This window comes from Streptococcus sp. 517s (assembly GCF_054445985.1).
This window is the reverse complement of sequence record NZ_CM136847.1, coordinates 507,038-530,541: the sequence shown is the minus strand read 5'-3', so window position 1 is coordinate 530,541 and position 23,504 is coordinate 507,038. Positions and strand designations below refer to the sequence as shown.

The 23,504-nt window shown below is 43.1% G+C and carries 23 protein-coding genes; 3 read left to right on the top strand and 20 right to left on the bottom strand.

Features of this window, described 5'->3' with window-relative positions:
- Positions 1-37 precede the first annotated feature (37 nt).
- Positions 38-2,734, bottom strand: a complete 2,697-nt coding sequence (locus ACVX3R_RS02885) for a cation-translocating P-type ATPase (RefSeq protein ID WP_458795386.1) — start codon at positions 2,732-2,734, stop codon at positions 38-40.
- Positions 2,735-3,041: 307 nt separating this feature from the next.
- On the opposite strand from ACVX3R_RS02885, the gene mntE reads away from it, so the two are divergent.
- The gene (gene mntE, locus ACVX3R_RS02880; protein WP_458795385.1) at positions 3,042-4,226 is read left to right on the top strand and encodes a CDF family manganese efflux transporter MntE; all 1,185 of its coding nucleotides are present in this window, start codon (positions 3,042-3,044) and stop codon (positions 4,224-4,226) included.
- A 36-nt stretch (positions 4,227-4,262) separates the two neighbouring features.
- On the opposite strand, the gene ACVX3R_RS02875 is transcribed toward mntE, so the two are convergent.
- From ACVX3R_RS02875 to cdaA, 8 genes are all read right to left on the bottom strand, one after another.
- Positions 4,263-6,134 (bottom strand): ABC-F family ATP-binding cassette domain-containing protein, encoded by a 1,872-nt coding sequence (locus ACVX3R_RS02875; protein WP_458795384.1) that lies wholly within the window; start codon positions 6,132-6,134, stop codon positions 4,263-4,265.
- On the bottom strand, positions 6,131-7,330 hold the full coding sequence (locus ACVX3R_RS02870; RefSeq protein WP_458795383.1) for a CCA tRNA nucleotidyltransferase: 1,200 nt from the start codon (positions 7,328-7,330) through the stop codon (positions 6,131-6,133). The genes ACVX3R_RS02875 and ACVX3R_RS02870 overlap by 4 nt, the downstream gene beginning before the upstream one ends.
- The gene (gene dapB / locus ACVX3R_RS02865; protein WP_458795382.1) at positions 7,327-8,094 is read right to left on the bottom strand and encodes a 4-hydroxy-tetrahydrodipicolinate reductase; all 768 of its coding nucleotides are present in this window, start codon (positions 8,092-8,094) and stop codon (positions 7,327-7,329) included. Before dapB ends, ACVX3R_RS02870 begins: the two co-directional genes overlap by 4 nt.
- Before the next feature lie 162 nt (positions 8,095-8,256).
- Positions 8,257-9,105 (bottom strand): DegV family protein, encoded by an 849-nt coding sequence (locus ACVX3R_RS02860; RefSeq protein ID WP_458795381.1) that lies wholly within the window; start codon positions 9,103-9,105, stop codon positions 8,257-8,259.
- A 2-nt stretch (positions 9,106-9,107) separates the two neighbouring features.
- Positions 9,108-9,482, bottom strand: a complete 375-nt coding sequence (locus ACVX3R_RS02855) for a DUF1149 family protein (RefSeq protein ID WP_001050095.1) — start codon at positions 9,480-9,482, stop codon at positions 9,108-9,110.
- Between the two features lie 73 nt (positions 9,483-9,555).
- Positions 9,556-10,908 carry a phosphoglucosamine mutase gene (gene glmM, locus ACVX3R_RS02850; protein WP_458795380.1) on the bottom strand — a complete coding sequence of 451 codons (1,353 nt, stop codon included), beginning with the start codon at positions 10,906-10,908 and terminating at the stop codon, positions 9,556-9,558.
- A gap of 28 nt (positions 10,909-10,936) precedes the next feature.
- Positions 10,937-11,719: a CdaR family protein gene (locus tag ACVX3R_RS02845; protein WP_001230922.1), complete on the bottom strand. Its 783-nt coding sequence runs from the start codon at positions 11,717-11,719 to the stop codon at positions 10,937-10,939.
- Positions 11,706-12,563, bottom strand: a complete 858-nt coding sequence (gene cdaA / locus ACVX3R_RS02840) for a diadenylate cyclase CdaA (RefSeq protein WP_001011078.1) — start codon at positions 12,561-12,563, stop codon at positions 11,706-11,708. The genes ACVX3R_RS02845 and cdaA overlap by 14 nt, the downstream gene beginning before the upstream one ends.
- 136 nt (positions 12,564-12,699) lie before the next feature.
- Here cdaA and ACVX3R_RS02835 point away from each other — a divergent pair, with 136 nt between their 5' ends.
- Positions 12,700-13,668 carry an NAD(P)/FAD-dependent oxidoreductase gene (locus ACVX3R_RS02835; protein WP_458795379.1) on the top strand — a complete coding sequence of 323 codons (969 nt, stop codon included), beginning with the start codon at positions 12,700-12,702 and terminating at the stop codon, positions 13,666-13,668.
- A 451-nt stretch (positions 13,669-14,119) separates the two neighbouring features.
- Here ACVX3R_RS02835 and whiA read toward each other — a convergent pair whose 3' ends face one another.
- From whiA to ACVX3R_RS02790, 9 genes are all read right to left on the bottom strand, one after another.
- Positions 14,120-15,031 (bottom strand): DNA-binding protein WhiA, encoded by a 912-nt coding sequence (gene whiA, locus ACVX3R_RS02830; RefSeq protein ID WP_458795378.1) that lies wholly within the window; start codon positions 15,029-15,031, stop codon positions 14,120-14,122.
- Positions 15,028-16,005 carry a YvcK family protein gene (locus tag ACVX3R_RS02825; protein ID WP_458795377.1) on the bottom strand — a complete coding sequence of 326 codons (978 nt, stop codon included), beginning with the start codon at positions 16,003-16,005 and terminating at the stop codon, positions 15,028-15,030. Before ACVX3R_RS02825 ends, whiA begins: the two co-directional genes overlap by 4 nt.
- Complete coding sequence (gene rapZ / locus ACVX3R_RS02820; RefSeq protein ID WP_000163039.1) at positions 16,002-16,892, bottom strand: RNase adapter RapZ; 891 nt, start codon at positions 16,890-16,892, stop codon at positions 16,002-16,004. Before rapZ ends, ACVX3R_RS02825 begins: the two co-directional genes overlap by 4 nt.
- A 51-nt stretch (positions 16,893-16,943) precedes the next feature.
- Complete coding sequence (locus ACVX3R_RS02815; protein ID WP_458795376.1) at positions 16,944-17,324, bottom strand: RidA family protein; 381 nt, start codon at positions 17,322-17,324, stop codon at positions 16,944-16,946.
- 9 nt (positions 17,325-17,333) lie between these two features.
- Complete coding sequence (gene yihA / locus ACVX3R_RS02810) at positions 17,334-17,921, bottom strand: ribosome biogenesis GTP-binding protein YihA/YsxC (RefSeq protein WP_458795375.1); 588 nt, start codon at positions 17,919-17,921, stop codon at positions 17,334-17,336.
- Positions 17,922-17,929: 8 nt separating this feature from the next.
- The gene (gene clpX, locus ACVX3R_RS02805) at positions 17,930-19,162 is read right to left on the bottom strand and encodes an ATP-dependent Clp protease ATP-binding subunit ClpX (RefSeq protein WP_045592370.1); all 1,233 of its coding nucleotides are present in this window, start codon (positions 19,160-19,162) and stop codon (positions 17,930-17,932) included.
- Between the two features lie 201 nt (positions 19,163-19,363).
- Positions 19,364-19,870, bottom strand: a complete 507-nt coding sequence (locus ACVX3R_RS02800) for a dihydrofolate reductase (protein WP_458795374.1) — start codon at positions 19,868-19,870, stop codon at positions 19,364-19,366.
- 118 nt (positions 19,871-19,988) lie between these two features.
- A complete protein-coding gene (gene cmk, locus ACVX3R_RS02795; protein ID WP_181186794.1) occupies positions 19,989-20,663 on the bottom strand; it encodes a (d)CMP kinase in 675 nt (224 codons plus the stop codon).
- A 9-nt stretch (positions 20,664-20,672) separates the two neighbouring features.
- Positions 20,673-21,179, bottom strand: a complete 507-nt coding sequence (locus tag ACVX3R_RS02790; protein WP_061419698.1) for an SAG1386/EF1546 family surface-associated protein — start codon at positions 21,177-21,179, stop codon at positions 20,673-20,675.
- Positions 21,180-21,224: 45 nt separating this feature from the next.
- On the opposite strand from ACVX3R_RS02790, the gene ACVX3R_RS02785 reads away from it, so the two are divergent.
- The gene (locus ACVX3R_RS02785; protein ID WP_458795373.1) at positions 21,225-21,428 is read left to right on the top strand and encodes a ferredoxin; all 204 of its coding nucleotides are present in this window, start codon (positions 21,225-21,227) and stop codon (positions 21,426-21,428) included.
- An 82-nt stretch (positions 21,429-21,510) separates the two neighbouring features.
- Here ACVX3R_RS02785 and ACVX3R_RS02780 read toward each other — a convergent pair whose 3' ends face one another.
- Both ACVX3R_RS02780 and galE read right to left on the bottom strand, forming a co-directional pair.
- Positions 21,511-22,494 (bottom strand): glycosyltransferase family 2 protein, encoded by a 984-nt coding sequence (locus ACVX3R_RS02780; protein ID WP_458795372.1) that lies wholly within the window; start codon positions 22,492-22,494, stop codon positions 21,511-21,513.
- Entirely contained in the window at positions 22,478-23,497 is a 1,020-nt protein-coding gene (galE, locus tag ACVX3R_RS02775) for a UDP-glucose 4-epimerase GalE (RefSeq protein WP_458795371.1), read from the bottom strand. The genes ACVX3R_RS02780 and galE overlap by 17 nt, the downstream gene beginning before the upstream one ends.
- Positions 23,498-23,504 lie beyond the last annotated feature (7 nt).

The window sequence follows — 23,504 nt, the reverse complement described above, 5'->3', positions numbered from 1 at the left end:
CAAATGCAAAAAAAGCCATCCGAAGATGACTTTCTTTTTAAATCGCATTCTTATCAAAGCCGAGTTTGCGTTGGATAAATTTAACGATTTCGACAATGATAATCATTGAGAAGCTTCCGCCCATAACGATTCCCCATTGTGACAAGTCCAGTTTGGTTACGTGGAAGATGCCTTCAAGCGGTTCTACGACGATTGTTGCCATGAGAAGGATGAAGGATACCAAGATAGACCAGTTGAAGGTCTTAGACTTGAACGGTCCAACTGTCAAGATGGACTGGTAGACAGATTTGACATTGTAGGCATGGAAGAGCTGAATCAAACCAAGGGTTGCAAAGGCCATAGTAAGGGCATCCGCATGAATGGCATGGTTGTCACCCACGTGAACTGGGTAAAGAAGGGCAAGACCATAAACAGCTAGAACAAGAGCTCCTTGAAGGAAACCTTGGTAAATAATCGAACTCATAACACCACCTGAGAAGAAGCTTGACTTGCGTCCACGTGGTTTGTGGGTCATAACACCTGGCTCAGCTGGCTCAACACCAAGAGCAATAGCTGGGAAGGTATCGGTTACCAAGTTGATCCACAAAAGATGAACTGGCTGCAAGACATCCCAACCAAACAAGGTTGATAGGAAGATGGTTAATACTTCAGCAGTATTGGCAGAAAGTAAGTACTGAATAGTCTTTTGAATGTTAGAGAAGACCTTACGTCCTTCTTCAACTGCAACGATGATAGTCGCAAAGTTATCATCTGCAAGAATCATGTCAGAAGCCCCCTTAGAAACCTCTGTACCAGTGATTCCCATACCGATACCGATATCTGCTGTTTTCAGAGCTGGTGCATCATTAACACCATCACCTGTCATTGCAACAACCTTACCTTGTTTTTGCCATGCCTTGACAATACGAACCTTGTGCTCTGGAGATACACGAGCATAAACAGAGTATTGACCAACGACTTTTTCAAAGTCTTCATCCGATAGTTCATTTAGTTCAGCACCAGTTAAAACATGGCCTTCTGTATCATTTGCGTCAATGATTCCCAAACGTTTAGCAATAGCTTCTGCTGTGTCTTGATGGTCACCTGTAATCATGATTGGACGGATGCCAGCTTCCTTGGCTACACGAACAGCTTCAGCAGCTTCAGGACGTTCAGGGTCAATCATCCCAATCAAACCAGTAAAGATTAAATCATTTTCAAGCTCCTCAGAAGTAAGATTTTCTGGAATGCTATCGATAATCTTATAAGCACCTGCAAGGACACGCAAGGCTTGGTGAGCCATTTCAGAGTTGTTTGTGTGAATGAGGTTTGTAACCTTCTCATCAATCGGAGCAATATCCCCAGCCTTATCACGAAGAACACAACGTTTCAAAAGTTGGTCTGGCGCACCTTTGACTGCTACAAGGAATTTACCATCTGGCAATGGGTGAACCGTTGACATGAGCTTACGGTCAGAGTCAAATGGCAACTCAGCCACACGTGGATATTTCTCTAAAAATCCTTTAACATCATATCCCTTGTCCAAGGCATATTGAATGAAGGCTGTTTCGGTTGGGTCTCCGATCAGGTTTCCTTCCACATCGATTTTAGTATCATTTGCCAAAACAACTGAACGAAGTAGTGGCATTTCAAGACCTAGGTCAATGTCATCAGCAGAGTCATGTAGAACCGCATCGTAGAAGACTTTTTCGACTGTCATCTTGTTCATAGTCAGCGTACCAGTCTTATCAGAAGCGATGATTTCTGTTGAACCAAGTGTTTCAACTGCTGGCAACTTACGAACGATAGAGTTTCGTTTAGCCAAAACTTGAGTACCAAGGGCAAGAACGATCGTCACGATAGCAGGGAGCCCTTCTGGGATGGCTGCAACAGCAAGCGCAACAGAGGTCATCAACTCACCAAGTGGATCTTTGCCTTGAATGAAGACACCAACAACAAAAGTAATAAGGGCAATGACCAAAATTGCATAGGTCAAAACCTTAGAAAGGCTGTTCAAGTTTTGTTTGAGTGGCGTGTCTGTCTCATCCGCGTCTTGGAGCATGCCAGCGATATGACCAACTTCAGTGTACATACCTGTATTGACAACAACACCAAGACCACGACCATAGGTCACGTTTGAGTTTTGGAAAGCCATATTGACACGGTCACCAATACCAGCATCTGTAGCGAGTTCTACGGTCAAGTCTTTTTCAACTGGAACAGACTCACCTGTCAAAGCCGCTTCTTCGATTTTAAGAGAGTTGGCTTCTAGCAAACGTAGGTCTGCTGGCACTACATCACCAGCTTCAAGGGCAACGATATCTCCTGGCACCAATTCTTTGGAATCAATCTCCGCCATGTGGCCATCACGGATAACGCGGGCAGCTGGACTAGACATAGACTTGAGAGCTTCGATGGCTTCTTCTGCTTTTCCTTCTTGGTAAACACCAAAGGCAGCGTTGATGATAACCACGGCTAGGATAATGATGGCATCTGCAATATCTTCCCCACCAGAAGTTACGACTGACAAGATAGCCGCAGCAATCAGGATGATAATCATCAAATCCTTAAATTGCTCGATAAACTTGACTAGGAGAGATTTTTTCTCACCCTCTTCCAGTTCATTGCGTCCATATTCAGCTAGGCGTTTCTGCGCTTCTCTAGACGAGAGACCTTGCTCAGTTGCTTCAACCGACTTCAAGACCTCTTCAGGACTTTGAGTATAAAACGCTTGGCGTTTTTGTTCTTTTGACATGTGTCTCCTCCTTGACATTGTGTGCAAAACAAGTTCTCTTTTTGTTTTATGACAAACAAAAAGAGACTTGTTAATCATAACAAGTCTCGCTGTTTAAGATAGGGCCGGAAAGTATACTTCGCAGTATACAATTCGGAATGACGACACTATCACAGGTTTCTGCCAGCTACTCCCTTGAGTAGTACTATTATACCAAATTTTGAAAAGTTTTCAATCATTAAAATTCGATAAAGGAGGACTAAATTTGAATTTTCCCGCAAAAACCAGTATAATGAAAGAATATTATTTATACTGAAAAGGAAGTTTGATGAAACAATCAATCTCAAATCTCAAGTTAGCTGAGCGTGGTGCCATTGTCAGTATCTCGACCTACTTACTCTTGTCTGCGGCAAAATTAGCAACTGGTCATCTACTTCATTCATCCAGTTTGGTAGCGGATGGTTTCAATAACGTATCCGATATTATCGGAAATGTTGCTCTTCTGATTGGCATTCGGATGGCGCGCCAGCCTGCAGACCGTGACCATCGTTTTGGTCACTGGAAGATTGAAGATTTGGCTAGTTTGATTACTTCCATCATCATGTTCTACGTTGGCTTTGATGTTCTTCGGGACACCATTCAAAAAATTCTCAGTCGGGAACAAACGATTATTGATCCTCTAGGAGCATTCCTAGGAATCATTTCTGCGGCGGTTATGTTTGTCGTTTATCTCTATAACACAGGCCTCAGTAAGAAATCCAAATCCAAAGCTCTAAAGGCAGCTGCTAAGGATAATCTTTCTGATGCTGTTACCTCACTTGGAACCGCCATTGCCATACTAGCTAGCAGTTTCAATTATCCAATTGTGGATAAACTGGTTGCTATCATCATCACTTTCTTTATCATAAAGACAGCCTATGATATCTTTATCGAATCTTCCTTCAGTCTTTCAGATGGTTTTGATGACCGGCTACTAGAAGACTACCAAAAGGCTATCATGGAGATTCCAAAGATTAGTAAGGTCAAGTCCCAAAGAGGGCGTACCTACGGTAGCAACATCTACCTTGATATTACCTTAGAAATGAATCCCGATTTATCAGTCTATGAGAGTCACGAAATTGCAGATCAGGTCGAGTCTATGCTAGAAGAGCGATTTGGAGTCTTTGATACCGATGTCCATATCGAACCAGCTCCCATACCTGAGGACGAAATTTTAGACAATGTCTACAAAAAACTGCTCATGCGTGAACAATTGATTGACCAAGGAAATCAGCTAGAAGAACTCCTTGCTGAGGACTTTATCTATATCCGTCAAGATGGGGAGCAGATGGATAAAGAGGCTTATAAGGCTGAAAAAGAACTTAAAGCTACAATTAAGGACATTCAGATTACCTCCATTAGTCAGAAAACCAAACTCATTTGCTATGAGATGGACGGTATCGTCCACACCAGTATCTGGCGCCGTCACGAAACTTGGCAAAAAATCTTTCATCAAGAAACCAAAAAAGAATAGAGAAATCCTGTCATGAGACGGGATTTCTCTATTCTTCTATCTATCAAATTCACTTAGATATTCATAGCGTTCGTATTTTTCAAGCAGTTCTTCGTTTTTCTCGTCTAGCTCTTTCTGAAGGGTCGCTAGTTTGCCAAAGTCAGAGCTGTTAGCCTGCATCTCCTCTTCAATGGTAGCGATACGATTTTCCAAGGTTTCAATATCGCCTTCAATGCTTGCCCACTCCTGCTTTTCTTGGTAGGTCATGCGTTTCTTTTCTTCACGGACTTTGACCACTTTTTCCTTTTCAGCCTTTTGCACTTGATTGGCCATCTCTGTTTCAAAAGCTTTTTCATCAAGGTAGTCTGTGTAATGACCAAAGAAAGGACGAATCTTGCCATCCTCAAAAGCAAGAATCTTAGTTGCTACCTTATCCAAGAAATAGCGATCATGGCTAACTGTCAAGACAGGACCCGCAAAGCCCTGCAAGAAATTCTCCAAAACTGTCAAAGTTGCAATATCTAGGTCATTTGTCGGTTCGTCCAAGAGAAGAACATTTGGTTTTTCAAGAAGCAGTTTGAGAAGATAAAGACGTTTTTTCTCTCCACCAGACAATTTCTCAATCAAGGTTCCATGCGTCGAACGTGGGAAGAGGAACTGCTCTAGCAACTCTGCAATGGAAGTCGTAGAACCGCCACTGGTCTTAACCTCTTCTGCTACTTCCTGCAAGTAATTGATAACTCGCTTGCTTTCATCCAAGCCCTCGATTTGTTGAGAGAAATAGGCGATGCGAACCGTCTCACCAATGATAACTCGACCTACTGTCGGCTCAAGACTTCCTGCAATCAGATTGAGAAGAGTTGACTTCCCAACACCATTGTCCCCAACAATTCCGATACGGTCTTTGGCTTGCACCAAGAGGTTGAAATCTTGCAAAATGGGCTTGTTTTCATAGGCAAAGGAAACATCCTGAAACTCAATAACCTTCTTCCCAATCCGACTGGTTTCAAAGTTCATGGTCAAGTCTGTCTCAGCAACGCCGCCTGAAACTTCTTTTTTCAAGTCATGGAAACGATTAATACGGGCTTGCTGCTTGGTTGCACGCGCCTGCGGTTGTCTGCGCATCCAGGCCAATTCTTGCTTATAGAGTTGTTCCTTTTTGTGGAGAAGAGCTGCGTCGCGCTCATCTTGTTCCGCCTTGAGGCGAACATAGTCCTGGTAATTTCCCTGATACTCGGTCAAGCTTGCTCGGTCCAACTCGAAAATTCGTGTTGACAAAGCGTCTAGGAAATAACGATCGTGAGTGATAAAAAGGACGGTCTTCTTGGAATTTTTCAAAAAAAGGGTCAGCCACTCGATGGTCGCAATATCCAGATGGTTGGTAGGCTCGTCCAGCAGCAAGAGGTCGTGGTTTCCTAGGAGAACTTGCGCCAACTGAACCCGTCTTCTCAGACCGCCTGACAGTTCCCAAACTGGAGTCGACAAGTCCTGAATACCCAACTTGCTGAGAACCGTCTTGACCTGACTCTCGATTTCCCAAGCTTGGAGAGAGTCCATCTCAGCCATGACGCGTTCCAAACGAGTCTGCTTGTCCTCGCTGTAGTTGAGCATGATTAACTCATACTCACGAATCAGCTGAATTTCCTTGAGGTCGCTGGAGAGAACCGTATCCAAGACCGTCTTGCTATCATCAAAATCTGGATTCTGGGTCAAGTAACCAATCTTATAGTCATTCTTAGCGGAAAAAGGGATAACGTCACCATCAAAGCCTGAAACTCCAGAAAGAACATCTAAAAGGGTGGTCTTACCCGTTCCATTGACACCAATCAGACCAATTCTATCCAAGTCATGGATGATAAAAGAAATATCCTTAAAAACGGTCTTGTCACCAACGGATTTGCTTAGTTTTTCAACGATAAAATCACTCATTTTTTCTCCCTTAGGTAAGCATGGATAGCTTGTCGGTCATTTTCCAATTCTCCATCGACAATGGCAAACTCAATCTCTGTTAAAATCTCTCCCAAGTCTGGTCCTGGCTGGTAACCATATTCTTTGATCAGAATACCACCGTTGATTTGCATTTCTTTCTTATCATGAATGGTCAAACTATAGTAAGTTTCTGTGATGGCTTGTGGATTGACTTCTTTCCCTTGAGCCTGACGAAGACTTTCAGCCTGCAGGAGCGATTCTAGGTCAAAACGGTAACAATCTCGCTTGCTCAATCCCCCCTTTTCACGAAGGACCAAAATATTCAGTAAATCCTGAACCTGCTTGGCAAACTGGCGCGAGGTTTTCCACGCCTTCAAAAATGGCTGTGCATCTTTAATCTCCAAAGCCCACAAAAGAGCCGCCCAGGCTTGTTCAGAAGATTCAAAAGTGAAATCCGCCTCTAAATCAAACAGTCTGTTGAGCTTGTCCTGGCTTCCTGCCATATCTGGAAGATAGTCATAAGCTCGACTCTCAATCATGGAAGACAGACCAACTCGCCAAAAAGGTGCCCGCAAGAGCTTATCAAACTCAACGAAGGTGCGTTCCACAGAAATCTTCTCCAAAAGCGGCGTCAAAGTCTTCATCGCTTCAAAAGTTTCTGACTCAAGTTTAAAACCAAGACTGGCCTGAAAACGGAAACCACGCATAATTCGCAGAGCATCTTCGTTGAAACGCTCACTAGCCACTCCAACTGCTCGCAAGACTTGGTTTTCCAAATCCTCTAAACCATGAAACAAGTCAATGATTTCGCCTGTCTCATCCAAGGCAAAGGCATTAACTGTGAAATCACGGCGCTTGAGGTCTTCTTCTAGCGAACGCACAAAGGAAACCGCACTGGGTCTGCGATAGTCCACATAGACATCTTCTGTCCGAAAGGTTGTTACCTCATACTCCTCGTCCCCATCTAAAACCAAAACAGTTCCGTGCTCGATTCCAATATCAGCTGTTCGCGGAAAAATCTGCTTTGTCTCCTCTGGATAGGAAGAAGTCGCAATATCCACATCGTGGATGGGACGATTGAGGAGGGCATCTCTGACGGAGCCCCCAACAAAATAGGCTTCAAAGCCTGCTTCTTTAATTTTTTCTAATACTGGTAAAGCCTTCTGAAATTCAGAAGGCATTTGTGTTAATCTCATAATAAGTGTTCTAATCCATAGACAAGCTCATGACGCTTGACAACTTCTTTGATTCCCAAATTCACCCCTGTCATGAAGGAGCTGCGATCATAGGAGTCATGACGAAGGGTCAATCCTTCTCCCTGATTGCCAAAGATAACTTCCTGATGGGCTACCAAGCCTGGTAGACGAACTGAGTGGATGCGCATGCCATCAAAGTCAGCACCACGAGCACCCGCAATCAATTCTTCCTCATCAGGCGCACCTTGCTGGATTGATTCCCGAACTTCCGCCATCAACTCAGCCGTTTTGATGGCTGTTCCGCTCGGAGCATCTTTTTTCTTGTCATGATGGAGCTCGATAATCTCCACATTGGGGAAATATTTGGCAGCCTGCGCCGCAAATTGCATAAGCAAGACAGCTCCCAAGGCAAAATTAGGGGCAATCAAGCCACCCAAATCTTGTTCACGGGAAAATGCTTTTAGTTCTGCAATTTCTTCACTAGTAAAGCCTGTTGTTCCTACGACAGGAGCAAAGCCATTTTCAAGAGCAAAGCGTGTATTTTCGTAGGCAACGGCTGGTGTAGTAAAATCTACCCAAACATCTGCTTCAAAACCGGCTAAATCAGCCTTATCATTGAAGACAGGAATTCTCTGCCATTCTGACTCAGACTCAAAAGGATCCAAAACCGCGACCAAGTCCAAGTCTGGATCAGCCAAGACCATATGATAAGCAGCTTGGCCCATCTTTCCCTTAAAACCGGCAATAATTACTCGAATACTCATCTCTACTCCTGACTAAGATACAAAGGACGTTAGCTGCCCATGAAAAATAGGGAATGGCGCTGACTGTCCACGAAAGGCAAGACAGGCATCTTTTTTCAAGAGGCGGGTAGTCCGTGTTCAATTTCTAAGATACAAAGGACGTTAGCTACCCATAACAACAATCTAGACGATTGGCGTATAACTTAAAGCGATACTACCTTCTCCAAGGTGGGTTCCAATGACACTACCAAAGGTTGCAATTGGAATTTCAGAAGTCACACCACTCTCCATCAAAAGCTGGCGCAAATCCACTGCCTTTTGAGGAGCATTGCCATGGATGACTGTGATACGGTAATTCCCGTCTTTTGTCGACTCTTTGATGATTTCCACCAAACGTTTGATTGCCTTCTTTTCTGTACGAACTTTTTCGTAAACTTCAATCACCCCTTGGTCATTGAAGTAAAGAATAGGCTTGATACTAAGGAGATTCCCTAAGATAGCAGCCCCATTTGACAAACGTCCTCCCTTAACCAAGTGATCAAGATCATCTACTATGATAAAGGCTGAATTATCAGCAATTTGAAGAGCTAATTTCTCCTGAATCTGAGCAAAATCATCACCCTGCTCTGCCCATTCAAAGGCACTCTCTACCATAAATCCTAGAGGAGCACTTGTGATATGGGTGTCAGGAAAAGCAATGGTCAAACCTTCATGCTCGTCCACCATGTATTGGATATTCTGATAAAAACCTGAAATCCCTGACGAAAGAAAGAGTCCCAAGACATGGGTATAACCCTCATCTTTCAAAGAACTTAGAATCTCATCCAATTTGGCAATACTTGGTTGACTGGTTTTAGGCAATTCTGCAGACTGAGCCATTTTTTGATAAAATTCCTCAGCAGTCAGATTGACGCCTTCAACATACTCCTCCCCATCGATATTGACAGGAATATCCAAGATAAAAAGATTCTCTCTTTGCAGCGTCTTCTCCTCTAAATAGGCCGAAGAATCTGTAATGACAGCTAATTTCATGACTAAAACTCCAAATTGATCCCTGGAAGATCCAAGGCGATTTCTGTTACTTCATACGTCAAACGGTTGAGCATGTTCAAGCATGGACGTGCCAAGGTTTCAACTTCTTCTTGGTTAAATTCGCTTGGTTCGTTGACAATACGGCCTTCCACATGGTTGACTTGGGAAATGGTTCCGCTGATGACAAATTTGTCAAAGACAATCATGAAACTCAAGATAACAACAAGCGAAGTCACTTGGTTTTCTTGGTCGTATTGGAGCAGCTGGAAATTCACGTCTACCTTGGTTTCAGGAGCCCCATTTTCATTTTCCCATTCAAAGTTACGAGCATCAAAGTGATACTGGCTAACAAATTCTTGTTCTCGTTTAAGATTCATTTCTCTCTCCCATTGCTACAATTTACTATGCAATTGTACCACATTTTTATCATTTCATCTAGTTTTCTAGGCTTTAGTCAATTCCGATTTCATCTTTAACAACAGCAGCAATCGTATCTACATAGTAATTGACTTCTTCTGTTGTAGGTGCCTCTGCCATAACTCGCAAGAGAGGTTCGGTACCACTTGGGCGAACAAGGATACGGCCGTTTCCTGCCATTTCTCCTTCCATCTTTTCGATGATTTTCTTGATGGCTGGTACTTCCATGGCCTTTTCTTTCATAGCATTTTCCACTCGGATATTGACCAGCTTTTGTGGGTAAATCGTTACTTCTGATGCCAGTTGAGACAAGGTTTTACCGGTTTCCCGTATAACTTTTGTTAGTTGAACGGCAGTTAACTGTCCATCACCTGTCGTATTGTAATCCATCAAGATAACGTGACCAGACTGTTCACCACCAAGGTTATAGCCTGATTTTCTCATTTCTTCGACGACATAGCGGTCACCAACCGCAGTGACTGCCTTGTTAATGCCTGCGCTGTCCAAGGCCTTATGGAAACCAAGGTTAGACATAACGGTTGTTACGATAGTATTTTGGGCTAACTGGCCTTTTTCAGAAAGGTATTTCCCGATGATATACATGATCTTATCACCATCAACGATGTCGCCATTTTCATCAACAGCAATCAAACGGTCACTGTCTCCGTCAAAGGCCAAACCAATAGCTGACTGGCTTTCTTTCACTACTTCTTGAAGAGCTTCTGGGTGTGTTGAACCAACATTCAAGTTGATATTAAGACCATCTGGTGTCTCACCGATAACTGTCAACTGGGCACCAAGATCAGCGAAAATCTGACGGGCACTTGTAGATGCTGCACCGTTTGCTGTGTCTAAGGCCACTTTCATTCCTTCAAGAGGAGTTCCAGTTGAAACTAGGTAGCCTTCATACTTACGCAAACCTTCTGGATAGTCCACCAAGGTTCCTAAACCTTCTGCACTTGGACGAGGAAGAGTATCTTCAGCAGCATCTAGCAAGGCTTCAATTTCTGCCTCTTTTTCATCATCAAGTTTGAAACCATCCCCACCAAAGAACTTAATCCCATTATCAAGGGCCGGGTTGTGGCTAGCGGAAATCATGACACCTGCACTGGCCCCCTCAGTTTTGACCAAGTAAGCTACTGCTGGTGTTGCAATGACACCAAGTTTGTAGACGTGAATCCCTACAGAGAGAAGACCTGCCACCAAGGCTGATTCTAACATTTCTCCTGAGATACGTGTATCACGTCCTACAAAGACTTTAGGGGCTTCTGTTTCGTGTTGGCTAAGAACATATCCACCAAAACGTCCCAGTTTAAAGGCCAATTCTGGCGTCAGTTCTACGTTTGCTTCTCCACGGACTCCATCGGTCCCAAAATATTTACCCATTTTATTTATCATCCTTTTCTATTATTTATTATTGTTTAGACGAATCTGATTTTGTTTCTGAACTCGTTGAAGACGAACTGCCTTCTGAGGAACTTGTTGACGAGTTACTTGAACTAGACGTTGCTGTTTTTGTTGTAATTTTCATAGTTGTGTCAAACGGCATAATGACGCTTGGTAAGACATTTCCATTTTTATCGACTGCTTGTAGAGGAACAGAGGACGAGTAGTTTCCAGTTATCCGTTCACTCGTCGGTAAGATAGCAATGACACGATCTACTTTGGAGAGGGTTTCCTCATCACTAATAACCGTTACTTTTTCATCTGATACAGTAACTGTATCGATTTTCACGCGAGAATCAATCTGACTAGGGTCAATCTCCGGCACAACAATGACATTGTCCCGTTTTGCTTTTTTACCGACCTTCACTGTTATCTTTTGCGGTGTTGCAACAGCCGTCAAACCGCTCGGAAGATTTTCAATGGTTAGAGGAACTTCGATGGTTCCTACACTGGCATCAGAAAGATCAGCTGTCACCTTAAATTTGCGGGTACTTTCCTGCATCTCACTCGCCAAAGCAACTCTATTTGACCCTGTTAGAAAGACCGTCACCTCAGATGTAAAACCACTGATAAAATACTGATCACTGTCATACTGAATATCAATTGGGACATTAAGAACTGTGTTTGTATAAGTCTCCGTCCGCACCTGTCTGGCACTGTTGCTATTCTGATAGTTTGTCAATGTTGCATAGATAAAGAGAATGCATGCGAAAAAGAAGGAAGAAATGATGTATAGACTATTTTTTCTCATGTTTCAATCCTCCTAGCAAGCGCTCTTTCAGACCTTGCTTTTTCTCTGATTTTGGAAGTAAGATTCTTCTCAATTCAGATTCAAACTCTTCCAAGGTCAAATCATGCTTAAAGACTCCATTATAGGTGATGGAGATTCCACCCGTTTCTTCCGAAACCACAAAGGTAAGAGCATCTGACACTTCCGACAAACCAATCGCCGCCCTGTGACGCGTTCCAAACTCCTTGGAAATCCCGGTATCTTCAGTCAGGGGTAGATAGGCTGAAGTTACAGCAATTCGGTCTTCCTTGATAATGACAGCACCATCATGCAAGGGAGTATTGGGAATAAAAATATTGATAAGCAATTCAGCCGAAATTTTAGCATCTAAAGGAATCCCTGTCGAGATATATTCCTGCAAGGTTCTTACTCGCTGAACCACCACAAGCGCCCCAATCTTACGAGGGCTCATGTATTCAACTGATTTCACAAATGCACGAACCATTTGCTCTTCCGCACTAATGGGGGCATTGGAGAAGAAATCAGTAGCCCGGCCCAATCGCTCCAAACCAGTCCGAATCTCTGGTGAAAAGATAACCACCGCTGCAATCACCCCGTAGGTGATGATCTGATTGATCAACCAGGAAATAGTCGTTAAACCAATCATATTGGAAAGAATCTGGGCTAGAATAAAAACTAAGACTCCACGGACCAATATCATAATCTTGGTGCCTGCAATCGCTTTAGTAAAATGATATAAAATATAAGTCACAATGAGAATATCAATCAGATTGGTGACTATACTCCAAGGACTTGAAAACAAACTCGTCCAGTATTGTAAATTGGATAATTGTTGAAAATTCATCCTTGGCCTCCTCCCTGTCAAAACACTTTACTCATTATTATACCATTTTTTGCCTATTTTTTCCCTATCCTACCTCATTTTAAATTAAGCAAAAATATGATAAAATAAACTGACTAGAAAAAACAAAGGAGAAATCATGTCTCAACTCTATGATATTACCATTGTAGGTGGCGGTCCTGTCGGGCTCTTTGCTGCCTTTTACGCCCATCTACGCCAAGCCAATGTTCAAATCATCGACTCCCTTCCCCAGCTCGGTGGTCAACCAGCCATCCTCTACCCTGAAAAGCAAATCCTTGATGTGCCAGGTTTTCCAAACTTAACTGGGGAAGAACTGACCAATCGCTTGGTTGAACAGCTAAACGGCTTTGAAACACCTGTTCACCTCAACGAAACTGTTCTTGAAATCGAGAAACAAGATCAAGGATTTACCATCACAACTAATAAGGGAAGCCACCTGACTAAAACAGTCATCATTGCCATGGGTGGCGGTGCCTTCAAACCACGTCCGCTCGAATTGGAGAACGTTGAGGACTATGAAAATATCCACTACCACGTTTCCAACATTCAGCAATACGCTGGTAAGAAAGTGACCATCCTTGGTGGTGGGGACTCTGCAGTGGACTGGGCTCTGGCTTTTGAAAAGACTGCCCCAACTACTCTCGTTCACCGCAGAGATAATTTCCGCGCCTTGGAACATAGTGTGCAAGCTCTGCAAGAATCATCTGTAACCATCAAGACACCATTCGTCCCTAGCCAACTTATCGGAGATGGCAAGACACTCGACAAACTAGAAATCACCAAAGTCAAATCAGATGAAACCGAAACTATCGAAGTAGACCACCTCTTTGTCAACTATGGTTTCAAATCATCTGTCGGCAATCTTAAAAATTGGGGTCTGGACCTTAACCGTCACAAGATTATCGTCAATAGCAAGCAAGAGTCTAGCCAAGCAGGTATCTATGCTATCGGAGACTGCTGCTACTATGAAGGGAAGATTGATTTGATCGCCACAGGACTGGGTGAAGCTCCAACAGCTGTTAACAATGCTATCAACTACATTGACCCTGAGCAAAAAGTGCAACCAAAACACTCAACAAGTTTATAAGAAAAGAACCACGGATTGAATAATCCGTGGTTTTATAATGGATTTATATTATTTGCAACGTGTAAATCCCCTAGAAATATTATAAAGGCTACTTTGATTGTAGAAAAAGAGATTGAATTAAGACAATAGCCCCAACATTGAATTGGGACTAAAGATTATAGGCGGACGGATTTCAACCGTCGTCTTGATAAGAGCACATGCTTCAATAGCTAGATACTACTAAACTTAGTGTGCCCTCGCTAAATCCATCACTTTCCAACGGTGCTATACCATGTTTTCACTCGTAAACTACTACCCTACTTATTTAGTCCTATTGTACCAAGAATTAAGAGTTTTTACAGCTATTTTCATATCCCTAGAATTCAACGTATGAGCACACCCTTCTTTTTATCAAATTTGTACCCGTAAGCATATATAGAAGTTAGAAATCCGCTTATCTTATGTTCTCTCTTCATAATTCATCTGCTATCTTGTTTATTTTTCTAAGTCTGTGATTGACGCCACTTTTGGTTAGGGGATTGCTCAGACTATCTGCCAACTGCTGGATAGAGTAGTCTGGATGCTGAATCCGCAACTGCGCCACCTCTTGCAAATCCACGGGTAAATTTTCCAAACCCATTCTATCTTTGATTTTACTGATATTATTAATGGTCTTCATACTAGCAGAAACCGTTCGAGCGATATTGGCTGTTTCAGCATTATTAGCCCGATTGAGATCGTTACGAGTTTCACGCAAAATCTTGACGCGCTCAAAATTATCACGCGCCTGCATGGCCCCAATCACGATCAAGAAATCCATGATGTCTTCTGCACGTTGGAGATAAGTAACTGCACCTTTCCTGCGCTCAATGACCTTGGCATCCAGCAAAAACTGCTGAAGAAGAGAGGCCAATCCTTGGGCATGGTCCAGATAAACAGAACTAATCTCCAACTGGTACTTGCCAGACTCAGGATCTCGGATGCTACCATTTGCCAGAAAGGCCCCACATAAGTAAGCACGTCCAGCCTCCTCATCTGCTAAAATATCGGGATCAATACCCGTCTCCAAACCAAAGAAAGAATCCGCAAGCCGCAAATCAGCTAAAAGCTCCTGCACTCTCTCATCGGTATAGACCGTGTAGACACGATTCTTACGAAGATTGCTTCTCTGATGGTGACGAATTTCTGACTTAATCTCATAAAAATGGAGAAAGGACTCATAGAGATGCCGAGCCAACTTAGCATTTTCAGTCACAACAGACAAGGTCAGACCAGAAGTCGAGAGACCGATGCTACCAGACATCTTGATAATGGCCGATAGTTCATAACGACTGAGATGGTGTTGACCAAGAATTTCTTCTTTTACTGCTACTGTGAAACTCATTTTCTCACCTGTATAATGCGCATCAATTCATCCACAATCAAATCGCCATCATGGAAGGCTCCTCCATTTTCCAAACGAAGGAAGTTGGATGAAATCACACGAGGAACTTGCTTGCAAAGACCAGCAAAATCATGCTCTACCTGAACTAAATACTCATCAAAACGGTTGGTATCCATGTATTCTCTAGGAACCTTTTCGATATTGACCAAGACCGTATCAACAAAAGGTCGACCTAAGTGTCGATGGAGAACTTCCACGTGGTCACTGTCTGAAAAGTGCTCTGTTTCCCCACGCTGGGTCATGATATTGCAGACATAGGCGATCTCTGCCTTGGTCTCCAAGAGAGCCTGCCCAATCTCCTCGATGACAATATTCGGCAAAATCGATGTAAAGAGGGAACCAGGCCCCAAGACAATCATATCACTCTCGAGAATGGTATTGACTACTCGACGACTGGCTTGCGGTGTTTCATCATCCAAGGTATTAGTCACATAGACATGGTCGATCATACCTGGATGATCTGCAATGTGGCTCTCACCTGCCACCTCAGAACCGTCTTTAAAGACTGCATGCAGTGTCAGAGGCTGATCGCTCGATGGGTAGATTTTTCCTGTTGTGTGGAAAAAGAGACTTAGCAGCTGCATGGCATTATAAGTGGATCCTTGCATTTCAGAAAGCCCTGCTATAATGATATTTCCTAGAGGATGACCCGCAAAAGCTCCAGCCTCTTCTGAGAAGCGGTACTGAAAAACTTTCTCATAAAATTTAGGCATATCCGACATGGCTACCAGAACATTGCGAAGATCACCTGGCGGTGTCAGCTGTTGGATATTCTTTCTTAGTTCACCAGAAGATCCACCATCATCAGCTACCGTTACGATGGCTGCGATATCAACATCCTTTTCTCGCAAGCTTTTCAAAATGACGGGGATACCAGTTCCTCCACCAATTACCGTTATCTTTGGTTTTCTCATGAACGGTTTACCGTTTCCTTTCTTCTGTCTTTGTCACGATGGCTTTCATTGACAGGCCAGTTTTTAGCAAGGTCCTCAGCGATTCGCTTAGCAAAGGCAACACTACGGTGCTGTCCACCTGTACATCCTACTGCAATGGTTAAAACAGACTTGCCTTCTTTTTTGTAACTTGGCAAAATGGGCTCAATCAAGGCGAGTAAGTGCTGATAAAAACTTTCAGACTCTTCATGATTCATCACATAGTCATAAACTGCTTGATCCTCACCTGTCTGATTGCGAAGTTCAGGGAGGTAGTATGGATTTGGCAAGAAACGGACATCAAAGACCAAGTCTGCATCGATAGGGATACCATACTTGAATCCAAAAGACATGACTTCGATACGGAAAGACTGGGCTTGCTCTTGGTCTGAAAATTGCTCAGCAATGGTTTTACGCAGTTCACGCGGAGTGAGTTCTGTCGTATCCACTACATTTTGACTCATGTTTTTCAAAGGTGCTAGGAGTTCGCGTTCCAGTTTGATGCCATCTAAAATCCGACCATCAGCAGCTAGAGGGTGACTTCTTCTAGTTTCCTTATAGCGTGCCACCAATTCCTTATCTGCTGCGTCTAAAAAGAGAATTTTGAAGTCCAAATCGTCTTGGTTTTCCAATTCATCCAAAACAGCCTGAATCTCTGAAAAGAAGGAACGGCTCCGCATATCGACTACTAGGGCTAACTTATGGTCATCATCCTTGGTCTCAACCAACTGCAAAAACTTTGGCAAGAGGGCTGGTGGCATATTGTCAATAGTGAAATAGCCCAAATCCTCGAAGGACTGAATGGCTACCGTTTTCCCTGCACCACTCATCCCTGTCACAATTACCAGGTGAAGTTGTTTCTTTGTCATCTATCTCTCCTTATATCAAAAAAAGTTTGGCAGAGCCAAACTTCAACTAGCTTATCCAATCTCTGCGATCACTTCAATTTCGACTTTTACATCACGAGGAAGACGTGCAACTTCCACAGCTGAACGAGCTGGAAATTCCTCTTTAAAGGCAGTCTGGTAAACCTCGTTAAAAGGAACAAAGTCATTCATATCGCTCAAGAAGCAAGTTGTTTTGACAACATGGTCAAAGTCTGTTCCTGCTTCAGCCAAAATAGCACCGATATTTTTCAAGACTTGTTCTGTTTGTTCTGGGATCGTTTCTCCTACAATTTCACCAGTTTCAGGTGAAAGAGGAACTTGACCGCTAGCAAACAAAAGATTGCCAACGATTTTTCCTTGAACATAAGGTCCGATTGCTTTTGGAGCTTTGTCTGTATGAATTGTTTTTGCCACTTCTTTCCCTCACAATTTTTCTAATATTGCATCCCAAGCCTGATCCATCCCTGCCTTGCTGACAGATGAAAAGAGAATGAAATCGTCACTTGGGTCAAAGTTTAATTTCTTTTTGATTGCTGATTCATGCTTGTTCCACTTACCACGAGGAATCTTGTCCGCCTTGGTAGCAACGATGATAACCGGAATCTCATAATACTTGAGAAATTCGTACATCTGCACATCATCTGCTGACGGGTCGTGGCGGAGATCCACCAAACTGACAACCGCACAGAGATTTTCCCTAGTCGTCAGGTACTCCTCAATCATGCGCCCCCACTTTTCACGCTCTTTTTTAGAAACACGGGCATAGCCATAACCAGGCACATCCACAAAGCGCATCTTGTCATCAATGTTGAAAAAGTTGAGTAACTGGGTTTTCCCAGGTTTTCCTGATGTACGGGCCAAATTCTTTCGGTTCAACATGGTGTTGATAAAGCTAGATTTGCCGACATTTGAACGCCCTGCAAGGGCAATCTCTGGCAGTTCATCCTGCGGATAGTGGGACTTGTTGGCCGCACTGAGCAGGATTTCAGCATTGTGTGTATTGATTTCCATAGTCACCTCTAGGCTGTTTCTAGGATGGGTTTTTCCGTTCCATCGACAGCTTCTTTTGTGATGCGGACCAATTTCACATTTTCCTGACTTGGCACTTCAAACATAACATCTAGCATGGTTTCTTCTATGATGGAGCGAAGACCACGCGCACCAGTTTTGCGTTCGATAGCCTTATTGGCGATTTCTTGAAGGGCTTCGTCGTCAAATTCCAACTCAACATCATCATAAGAAAGCAAGGTTTGGTATTGTTTGACCAAGGCATTTCTTGGTTCTTTCAAGATACGAACCAAGTCATCGACCGTCAATTGCTCAAGAGCTGCAAAGACAGGCAAGCGCCCAATCAACTCAGGGATAATCCCAAATTTTTGAATGTCTTCTGCAATGATTTCTTGCATGTAGGAGCTTTTTTCGTCAATCGCCTTGTTATTTTGGCCAAAACCGATGACTTTTTCTCCCAGACGTTGTTTAACGATTTCTTCGATGCCATCAAAAGCACCACCCACGATAAAGAGGATATTTTTAGTATCCACCTGAATCATCTCTTGTTGTGGATGTTTGCGTCCTCCTTGAGGCGGCACGCTGGCTACAGTTCCCTCGATAATCTTGAGAAGGGCTTGTTGCACACCTTCACCCGAAACGTCACGTGTGATAGACACGTTCTCGCTCTTCTTGGCAATTTTGTCAATTTCATCCACGTAGATAATCCCACGCTCTGCACGTTCGATGTTAAAGTCTGCAGCCTGCAAGAGTTTGAGGAGGATATTTTCCACGTCCTCACCCACATACCCAGCCTCAGTCAGAGCTGTCGCATCTGCAATAGCGAAAGGCACGTTCAAGCTCTTAGCCAAAGTCTGAGCCAAGAAAGTTTTCCCAGAACCAGTTGGGCCAATCATCAGGATATTTGACTTCTGCAAATCCACATCTTCTGACTCTTCCCGCGTATCGTGAAAATTGATGCGTTTATAGTGATTGTATACAGCCACTGCCAAGGCACGTTTGGCACGATCTTGACCAATCACATAGTGGTTTAAGATATTAAGGAGTTCGATTGGTTTTGGTACTTCAGACAAGTCTGCCAAAACTTCCTCAGCCAACTCCTCACGAATGATTTCCTGGGCCAACTCCACACATTCATTACAGATAAAAGCATTGTTCCCAGCGATTATTTTCTTTACTTCTTCTTGGCTTTTGCCACAAAATGAGCAATAAACCATCATATCATTTTTCCTATTTGTAGGCATGATTTCCTTCCATTCTAATTTATCATTCTATCTAAAATAAGTTCATGTAAAAAGCATGAATACTGTTTACCAGATTGGTAAAGGCATTCAACCAGAGTAAGGCAGACAGTCCATAGCGCTTCTTACGAAAAGCCTGTGCTCCAGTCAAGATACAGATTACACACAAAAAAGCTGTGAAAAATCCAAATATACTGCGCTCCATTAGACTTCCTTTCTATCTCGGTATTCGATGGTAAAATCATAGTCGTTTTTCTCATCTCGGGTGTAAGATTTGCTTGCGACTGTCTCAAAACGAGACAAGTCAAATGCCTCAGGGAAATAGGTATCTCCCTCTACCTGAGCATGAATCTGTGTCACGATGATTTCATCTAAATATGGCTCAAAAGCCTGAAAAATCTGTTTTCCGCCAATGATATAGAGATTTTTTTCCTGACTCTGATACCACGCTAAAACAGACTCCACATCTTGAAATACGAGTGCCCCATCTATGACTTCTTCGCTATTGCGCGTTAAAATCAGGGTTTGCCGTTTTGGAAGCAGACGACGCCCCATTCCATCAAAGGTCACTCGTCCCATCAGTATAGCATGATTTAAAGTCGTTTCCTTAAAATGTTGCAACTCTGCTGGCAAATGCCAAGGGAGACGATCTTCCTTCCCAATCACACCTTTTTCATCTTGGGCCCAAATGGCTATGATTTTCTTTGTCATGCTTCCGTCCTTTTCATTGATACTACTATTTTATCAAAATTCTCCCAAAAAGACTGTTTTGAAACGCGCGCAAAAGAGAGAAAAGGAGCAGGCATCATCTAGCCTGCTCCTCTCGTCCCTAGGACATATATTTTTTTGCTTCTGATTCAATTTTTTCGACCACTTCTTGTATACTTAGTCCAGTTGTGTCAAGATAAACTGCATCCTCAGCCTGCTTGAGAGGCGAGGTTTCACGATGACTATCCTTGTAGTCACGCGCCGCAATTTCTTCTTTCAGCGTTTCAAGATCTGTTTCAATCCCTTTAGCAATATTTTCCTTGTAACGACGCTCTGCTCTTTCATCAACAGAAGCCACTAGGAAAATCTTGAGTTCAGCTCGTGGTAAAACAACTGTCCCGATATCACGGCCATCCATGACGATACCACCTTGCTGAGCAATCTCTTGCTGGAGCGAAACAAGTTTCTCACGCACCTCAGGAATGGCAGCAATGCTTGAAACCTTGTTGGTCACTTCATTTTCACGGATAGGATGAGTGATATCCACATCCCCTACAAAAACAAGTTGATCACCTGTTTCTGAACGTCCAAAACTAATGGGATGTTGATCAAGCAATTCCAAAAGTTGCTCTACTTTTCCTGCATCCAACTGGTGTTTGAGAGCTATATAAGTCGCAGCACGGTACATAGCGCCCGTATCGAGATAAGTGTATCCAAAATCTTTAGCGACAATCTTTGCGACTGTACTCTTACCACTGGAAGCTGGACCATCAATAGCAATTTGAATTGTCTTCATTCCCGACTCCTATCTTGTCTTGATCACATCACCTGGATTGGCAAACCAAGATCCAGATGACATATGAGAAGGATTTAACGCTTCCAACTGGGCAATAGAAATCCCTGCACGCTGAGCAAGAGCTGCCTCACCCTCTCCAGGATGCACTGTGAGTGTTCCTTCTCCTTCTGTGTGCTCTTCTGAACTGCTCTCTGAAGGAGTTGTCTCAGAAGAAGATGTTTCTTCTACCTTGCTACTTGAAGATGATGACTCTTCCACTTTAGAACTTGAGCTTGTAGAAGGAGATGATGCATCATAAAAATCCTTCAAAGCTGCTGTGCGATTGCTTCCTCCGGTTGATAGGTAAATCAATACAACCACCATCACTACAACGACTACAAAAAAGAGGCTGGCTAGAACTGTTAAGACACGATTCGCAACAGCGCCTTTCCCTTTTTGTTTACGGCGACGACGCTCTGATCTTGATTCTTCCTCACTATTTTCATAGATATCTTCTTGCCATGGTTCCTTTGCCATACCTTACTCCTTGTATTTTTTAAACTTTCTTATTACAATATAAATATGAAACTCACACTTATACCTGAACGGTGCATCGCCTGCGGGCTTTGCCAAACCTATTCTGAACTCTTTGATTACCACGATAATGGAATCGTTCGATTTTGCGATGATCCAGTTGAATTGCAAAGAGAAATCGCTGAAAGCAACGATGTTCTAGAGGCCATCAAAAATTGTCCTACACGTGCACTTCTAAAAGATCCATCATAGTTTAAAAGGGAGATTGATTTTGTAGATTCTCTTTATCACTTTAATCCCTTCACCTACTAGTTTAGCATATTTCTAGGTAAAATTATAGTCTTTTCCGGTTATTTTTTCCTTCAAAAATAGAAAGATCACTTTTTTCTTTGATGAGGTAGAGTGGTCTTTTTTTGGTTTCCAGGTAAATCTTACTGATATACTTGCCCAGAATTCCAATGGTCAGAAGTTGAATCCCCCCAAGAAAGAGAATGACGGCCATCAGAGAGGTCCAGCCAGATGTTGGATTTCCCAAGATAAGAGTCCGAAACACTACAAAAACAGTCATCATAAAAGAAATAAAACAAGATAGAAGTCCAGCTACAAAGGCTATACTCAAGGGGAAATCTGAAAAATTGAGAATCCCTTCAATCGAGTAGAAAAAGAGCTGTCTAAAACTCCAACTGGTCTTTCCAGCCTGTCTTTCGACATTTGGATAGTCTAGGTAGTATGTTCGAAAGCCCACCCAGGCAAAGAGCCCTTTAGAGAACCGATTGGACTCGGTCAGGGTTAAAATAGCATCTACCACAGGCCTTCTCATCATCCGAAAATCACGGACGCCTGAGGGGAGAGCTACTGGGCTGATTTTTTGCATGAGGCGGTAAAAAAGATCAGCACAGAAACTGCGAAAGAAGGGTTCTCCCTCCCGACTGGTTCTGCGCGTTCCAACACAGTCCAAGTCAGCATTATGGTCTAGTAATGCTTTCATCTCAAGTAGCATACCGGGAGGGTCCTGGAGGTCTGCATCCATCACGACCACCAGGTCCCCAGTCGCATGCTGTAAACCTGCGTACAGAGCTGCCTCTTTCCCAAAATTTCGTGAGAATGAGACATAATGCACCGCAGGATTTTGCTCTCGATAAGCCTTCAAAAGATCTAAGGTCCCATCGCTTGAGCCATCGTCTATAAAGACATACTCGACCTCTGCTCCCAGGTCAGGAAGCAAATCTTCAACAGACTGATAAAAAAGAGGAAGTACTTCGTCTTCATTTAAACAGGGGACAATGATCGAAATCATTATCTTAGTCTTCAAATCCATTTGGATGCTTACTTTGCCAACGCCATGCGTCTTCACACATTTTCGTGATATCAAATTCTGCTTCCCATCCGAGCTCTGCTTTGGCTTTTGCAGGATCTGAATAGCAGGCAGCGATATCACCTGGGCGGCGTTCTACGATGCGGTAAGGAATAGGACGTCCCACTGCTTTTTCCATATTTTGAATAATTTCAAGAACAGAGTAGCCTTTGCCTGTTCCAAGGTTATAAATGTTAAGGCCAGATCCCTTTTGGATTTTTTGAAGAGCTGCAACGTGACCTTTGGCTAGGTCTACAACGTGGATATAGTCACGAACCCCAGTTCCATCTTCTGTATCGTAATCATCTCCAAAGACTTGCACTTGCTCTAGTTTGCCCACTGCTACTTGTGAAACATAAGGCAAGAGATTGTTTGGAATTCCGTTTGGATTTTCTCCCAAGTCACCGCTCTCATGTGCTCCGATTGGGTTAAAGTAACGAAGCAAGACCACATTCCATTCTGAATCAGCCTTGTAGATATCGGTCAGAATTTCCTCTAGCATGAGCTTAGTACGGCCATACGGGTTGGTCACTGAAAGTGGGAAATCTTCTAAGATTGGAACTGTATGAGGGTCTCCGTAAACTGTCGCAGAAGAACTGAAGATGATGTTCTTACAATTATTTTCTTCCATGGCTTTTAGAAGGCTGACAGTTCCTGCGATATTGTTGTCATAGTAGGCAAGAGGGATACGTGTTGATTCGCCAACAGCCTTCAAACCAGCAAAGTGAATCACACCAGTCGGTTCTTCCTGCTTGAAAATATCTCTGAGTGTATCTGTGTCACGGATATCTGCCTCATAAAAAGGAATCTCAACTCCTGTGATTCTTTCAACAACTTCTAAACTTTTACGATTGCTATTGACAAGATTATCCACCACAACCACTTGATGACCTGCTTGGATCAACTCAATAACAGTGTGGGTTCCGATAAATCCAGCACCACCCGTTACCAAAATCTTTTCTTGCATCTTTTTT

What these genes read in the sequence shown, in the direction of transcription:
- ACVX3R_RS02885 (WP_458795386.1), bottom strand. Translation starts at nt 2,734, where the DNA reads ATGTCAAAAGAACAAAAACGCCAAGCGTTTTATACTCAAAGTCCTGAA.
- mntE (WP_458795385.1), top strand. Translation starts at nt 3,042, where the DNA reads ATGAAACAATCAATCTCAAATCTCAAGTTAGCTGAGCGTGGTGCCATT.
- ACVX3R_RS02875 (WP_458795384.1), bottom strand. Translation starts at nt 6,134, where the DNA reads ATGAGTGATTTTATCGTTGAAAAACTAAGCAAATCCGTTGGTGACAAG.
- ACVX3R_RS02870 (WP_458795383.1), bottom strand. Translation starts at nt 7,330, where the DNA reads ATGAGATTAACACAAATGCCTTCTGAATTTCAGAAGGCTTTACCAGTA.
- dapB (WP_458795382.1), bottom strand. Translation starts at nt 8,094, where the DNA reads ATGAGTATTCGAGTAATTATTGCCGGTTTTAAGGGAAAGATGGGCCAA.
- ACVX3R_RS02860 (WP_458795381.1), bottom strand. Translation starts at nt 9,105, where the DNA reads ATGAAATTAGCTGTCATTACAGATTCTTCGGCCTATTTAGAGGAGAAG.
- ACVX3R_RS02855 (WP_001050095.1), bottom strand. Translation starts at nt 9,482, where the DNA reads ATGAATCTTAAACGAGAACAAGAATTTGTTAGCCAGTATCACTTTGAT.
- glmM (WP_458795380.1), bottom strand. Translation starts at nt 10,908, where the DNA reads ATGGGTAAATATTTTGGGACCGATGGAGTCCGTGGAGAAGCAAACGTA.
- ACVX3R_RS02845 (WP_001230922.1), bottom strand. Translation starts at nt 11,719, where the DNA reads ATGAGAAAAAATAGTCTATACATCATTTCTTCCTTCTTTTTCGCATGC.
- cdaA (WP_001011078.1), bottom strand. Translation starts at nt 12,563, where the DNA reads ATGAATTTTCAACAATTATCCAATTTACAATACTGGACGAGTTTGTTT.
- ACVX3R_RS02835 (WP_458795379.1), top strand. Translation starts at nt 12,700, where the DNA reads ATGTCTCAACTCTATGATATTACCATTGTAGGTGGCGGTCCTGTCGGG.
- whiA (WP_458795378.1), bottom strand. Translation starts at nt 15,031, where the DNA reads ATGAGTTTCACAGTAGCAGTAAAAGAAGAAATTCTTGGTCAACACCAT.
- ACVX3R_RS02825 (WP_458795377.1), bottom strand. Translation starts at nt 16,005, where the DNA reads ATGAGAAAACCAAAGATAACGGTAATTGGTGGAGGAACTGGTATCCCC.
- rapZ (WP_000163039.1), bottom strand. Translation starts at nt 16,892, where the DNA reads ATGACAAAGAAACAACTTCACCTGGTAATTGTGACAGGGATGAGTGGT.
- yihA (WP_458795375.1), bottom strand. Translation starts at nt 17,921, where the DNA reads ATGGAAATCAATACACACAATGCTGAAATCCTGCTCAGTGCGGCCAAC.
- clpX (WP_045592370.1), bottom strand. Translation starts at nt 19,162, where the DNA reads ATGCCTACAAATAGGAAAAATGATATGATGGTTTATTGCTCATTTTGT.
- ACVX3R_RS02800 (WP_458795374.1), bottom strand. Translation starts at nt 19,870, where the DNA reads ATGACAAAGAAAATCATAGCCATTTGGGCCCAAGATGAAAAAGGTGTG.
- cmk (WP_181186794.1), bottom strand. Translation starts at nt 20,663, where the DNA reads ATGAAGACAATTCAAATTGCTATTGATGGTCCAGCTTCCAGTGGTAAG.
- ACVX3R_RS02790 (WP_061419698.1), bottom strand. Translation starts at nt 21,179, where the DNA reads ATGGCAAAGGAACCATGGCAAGAAGATATCTATGAAAATAGTGAGGAA.
- ACVX3R_RS02785 (WP_458795373.1), top strand. Translation starts at nt 21,225, where the DNA reads ATGAAACTCACACTTATACCTGAACGGTGCATCGCCTGCGGGCTTTGC.
- ACVX3R_RS02780 (WP_458795372.1), bottom strand. Translation starts at nt 22,494, where the DNA reads ATGGATTTGAAGACTAAGATAATGATTTCGATCATTGTCCCCTGTTTA.
- galE (WP_458795371.1), bottom strand. Translation starts at nt 23,497, where the DNA reads ATGCAAGAAAAGATTTTGGTAACGGGTGGTGCTGGATTTATCGGAACC.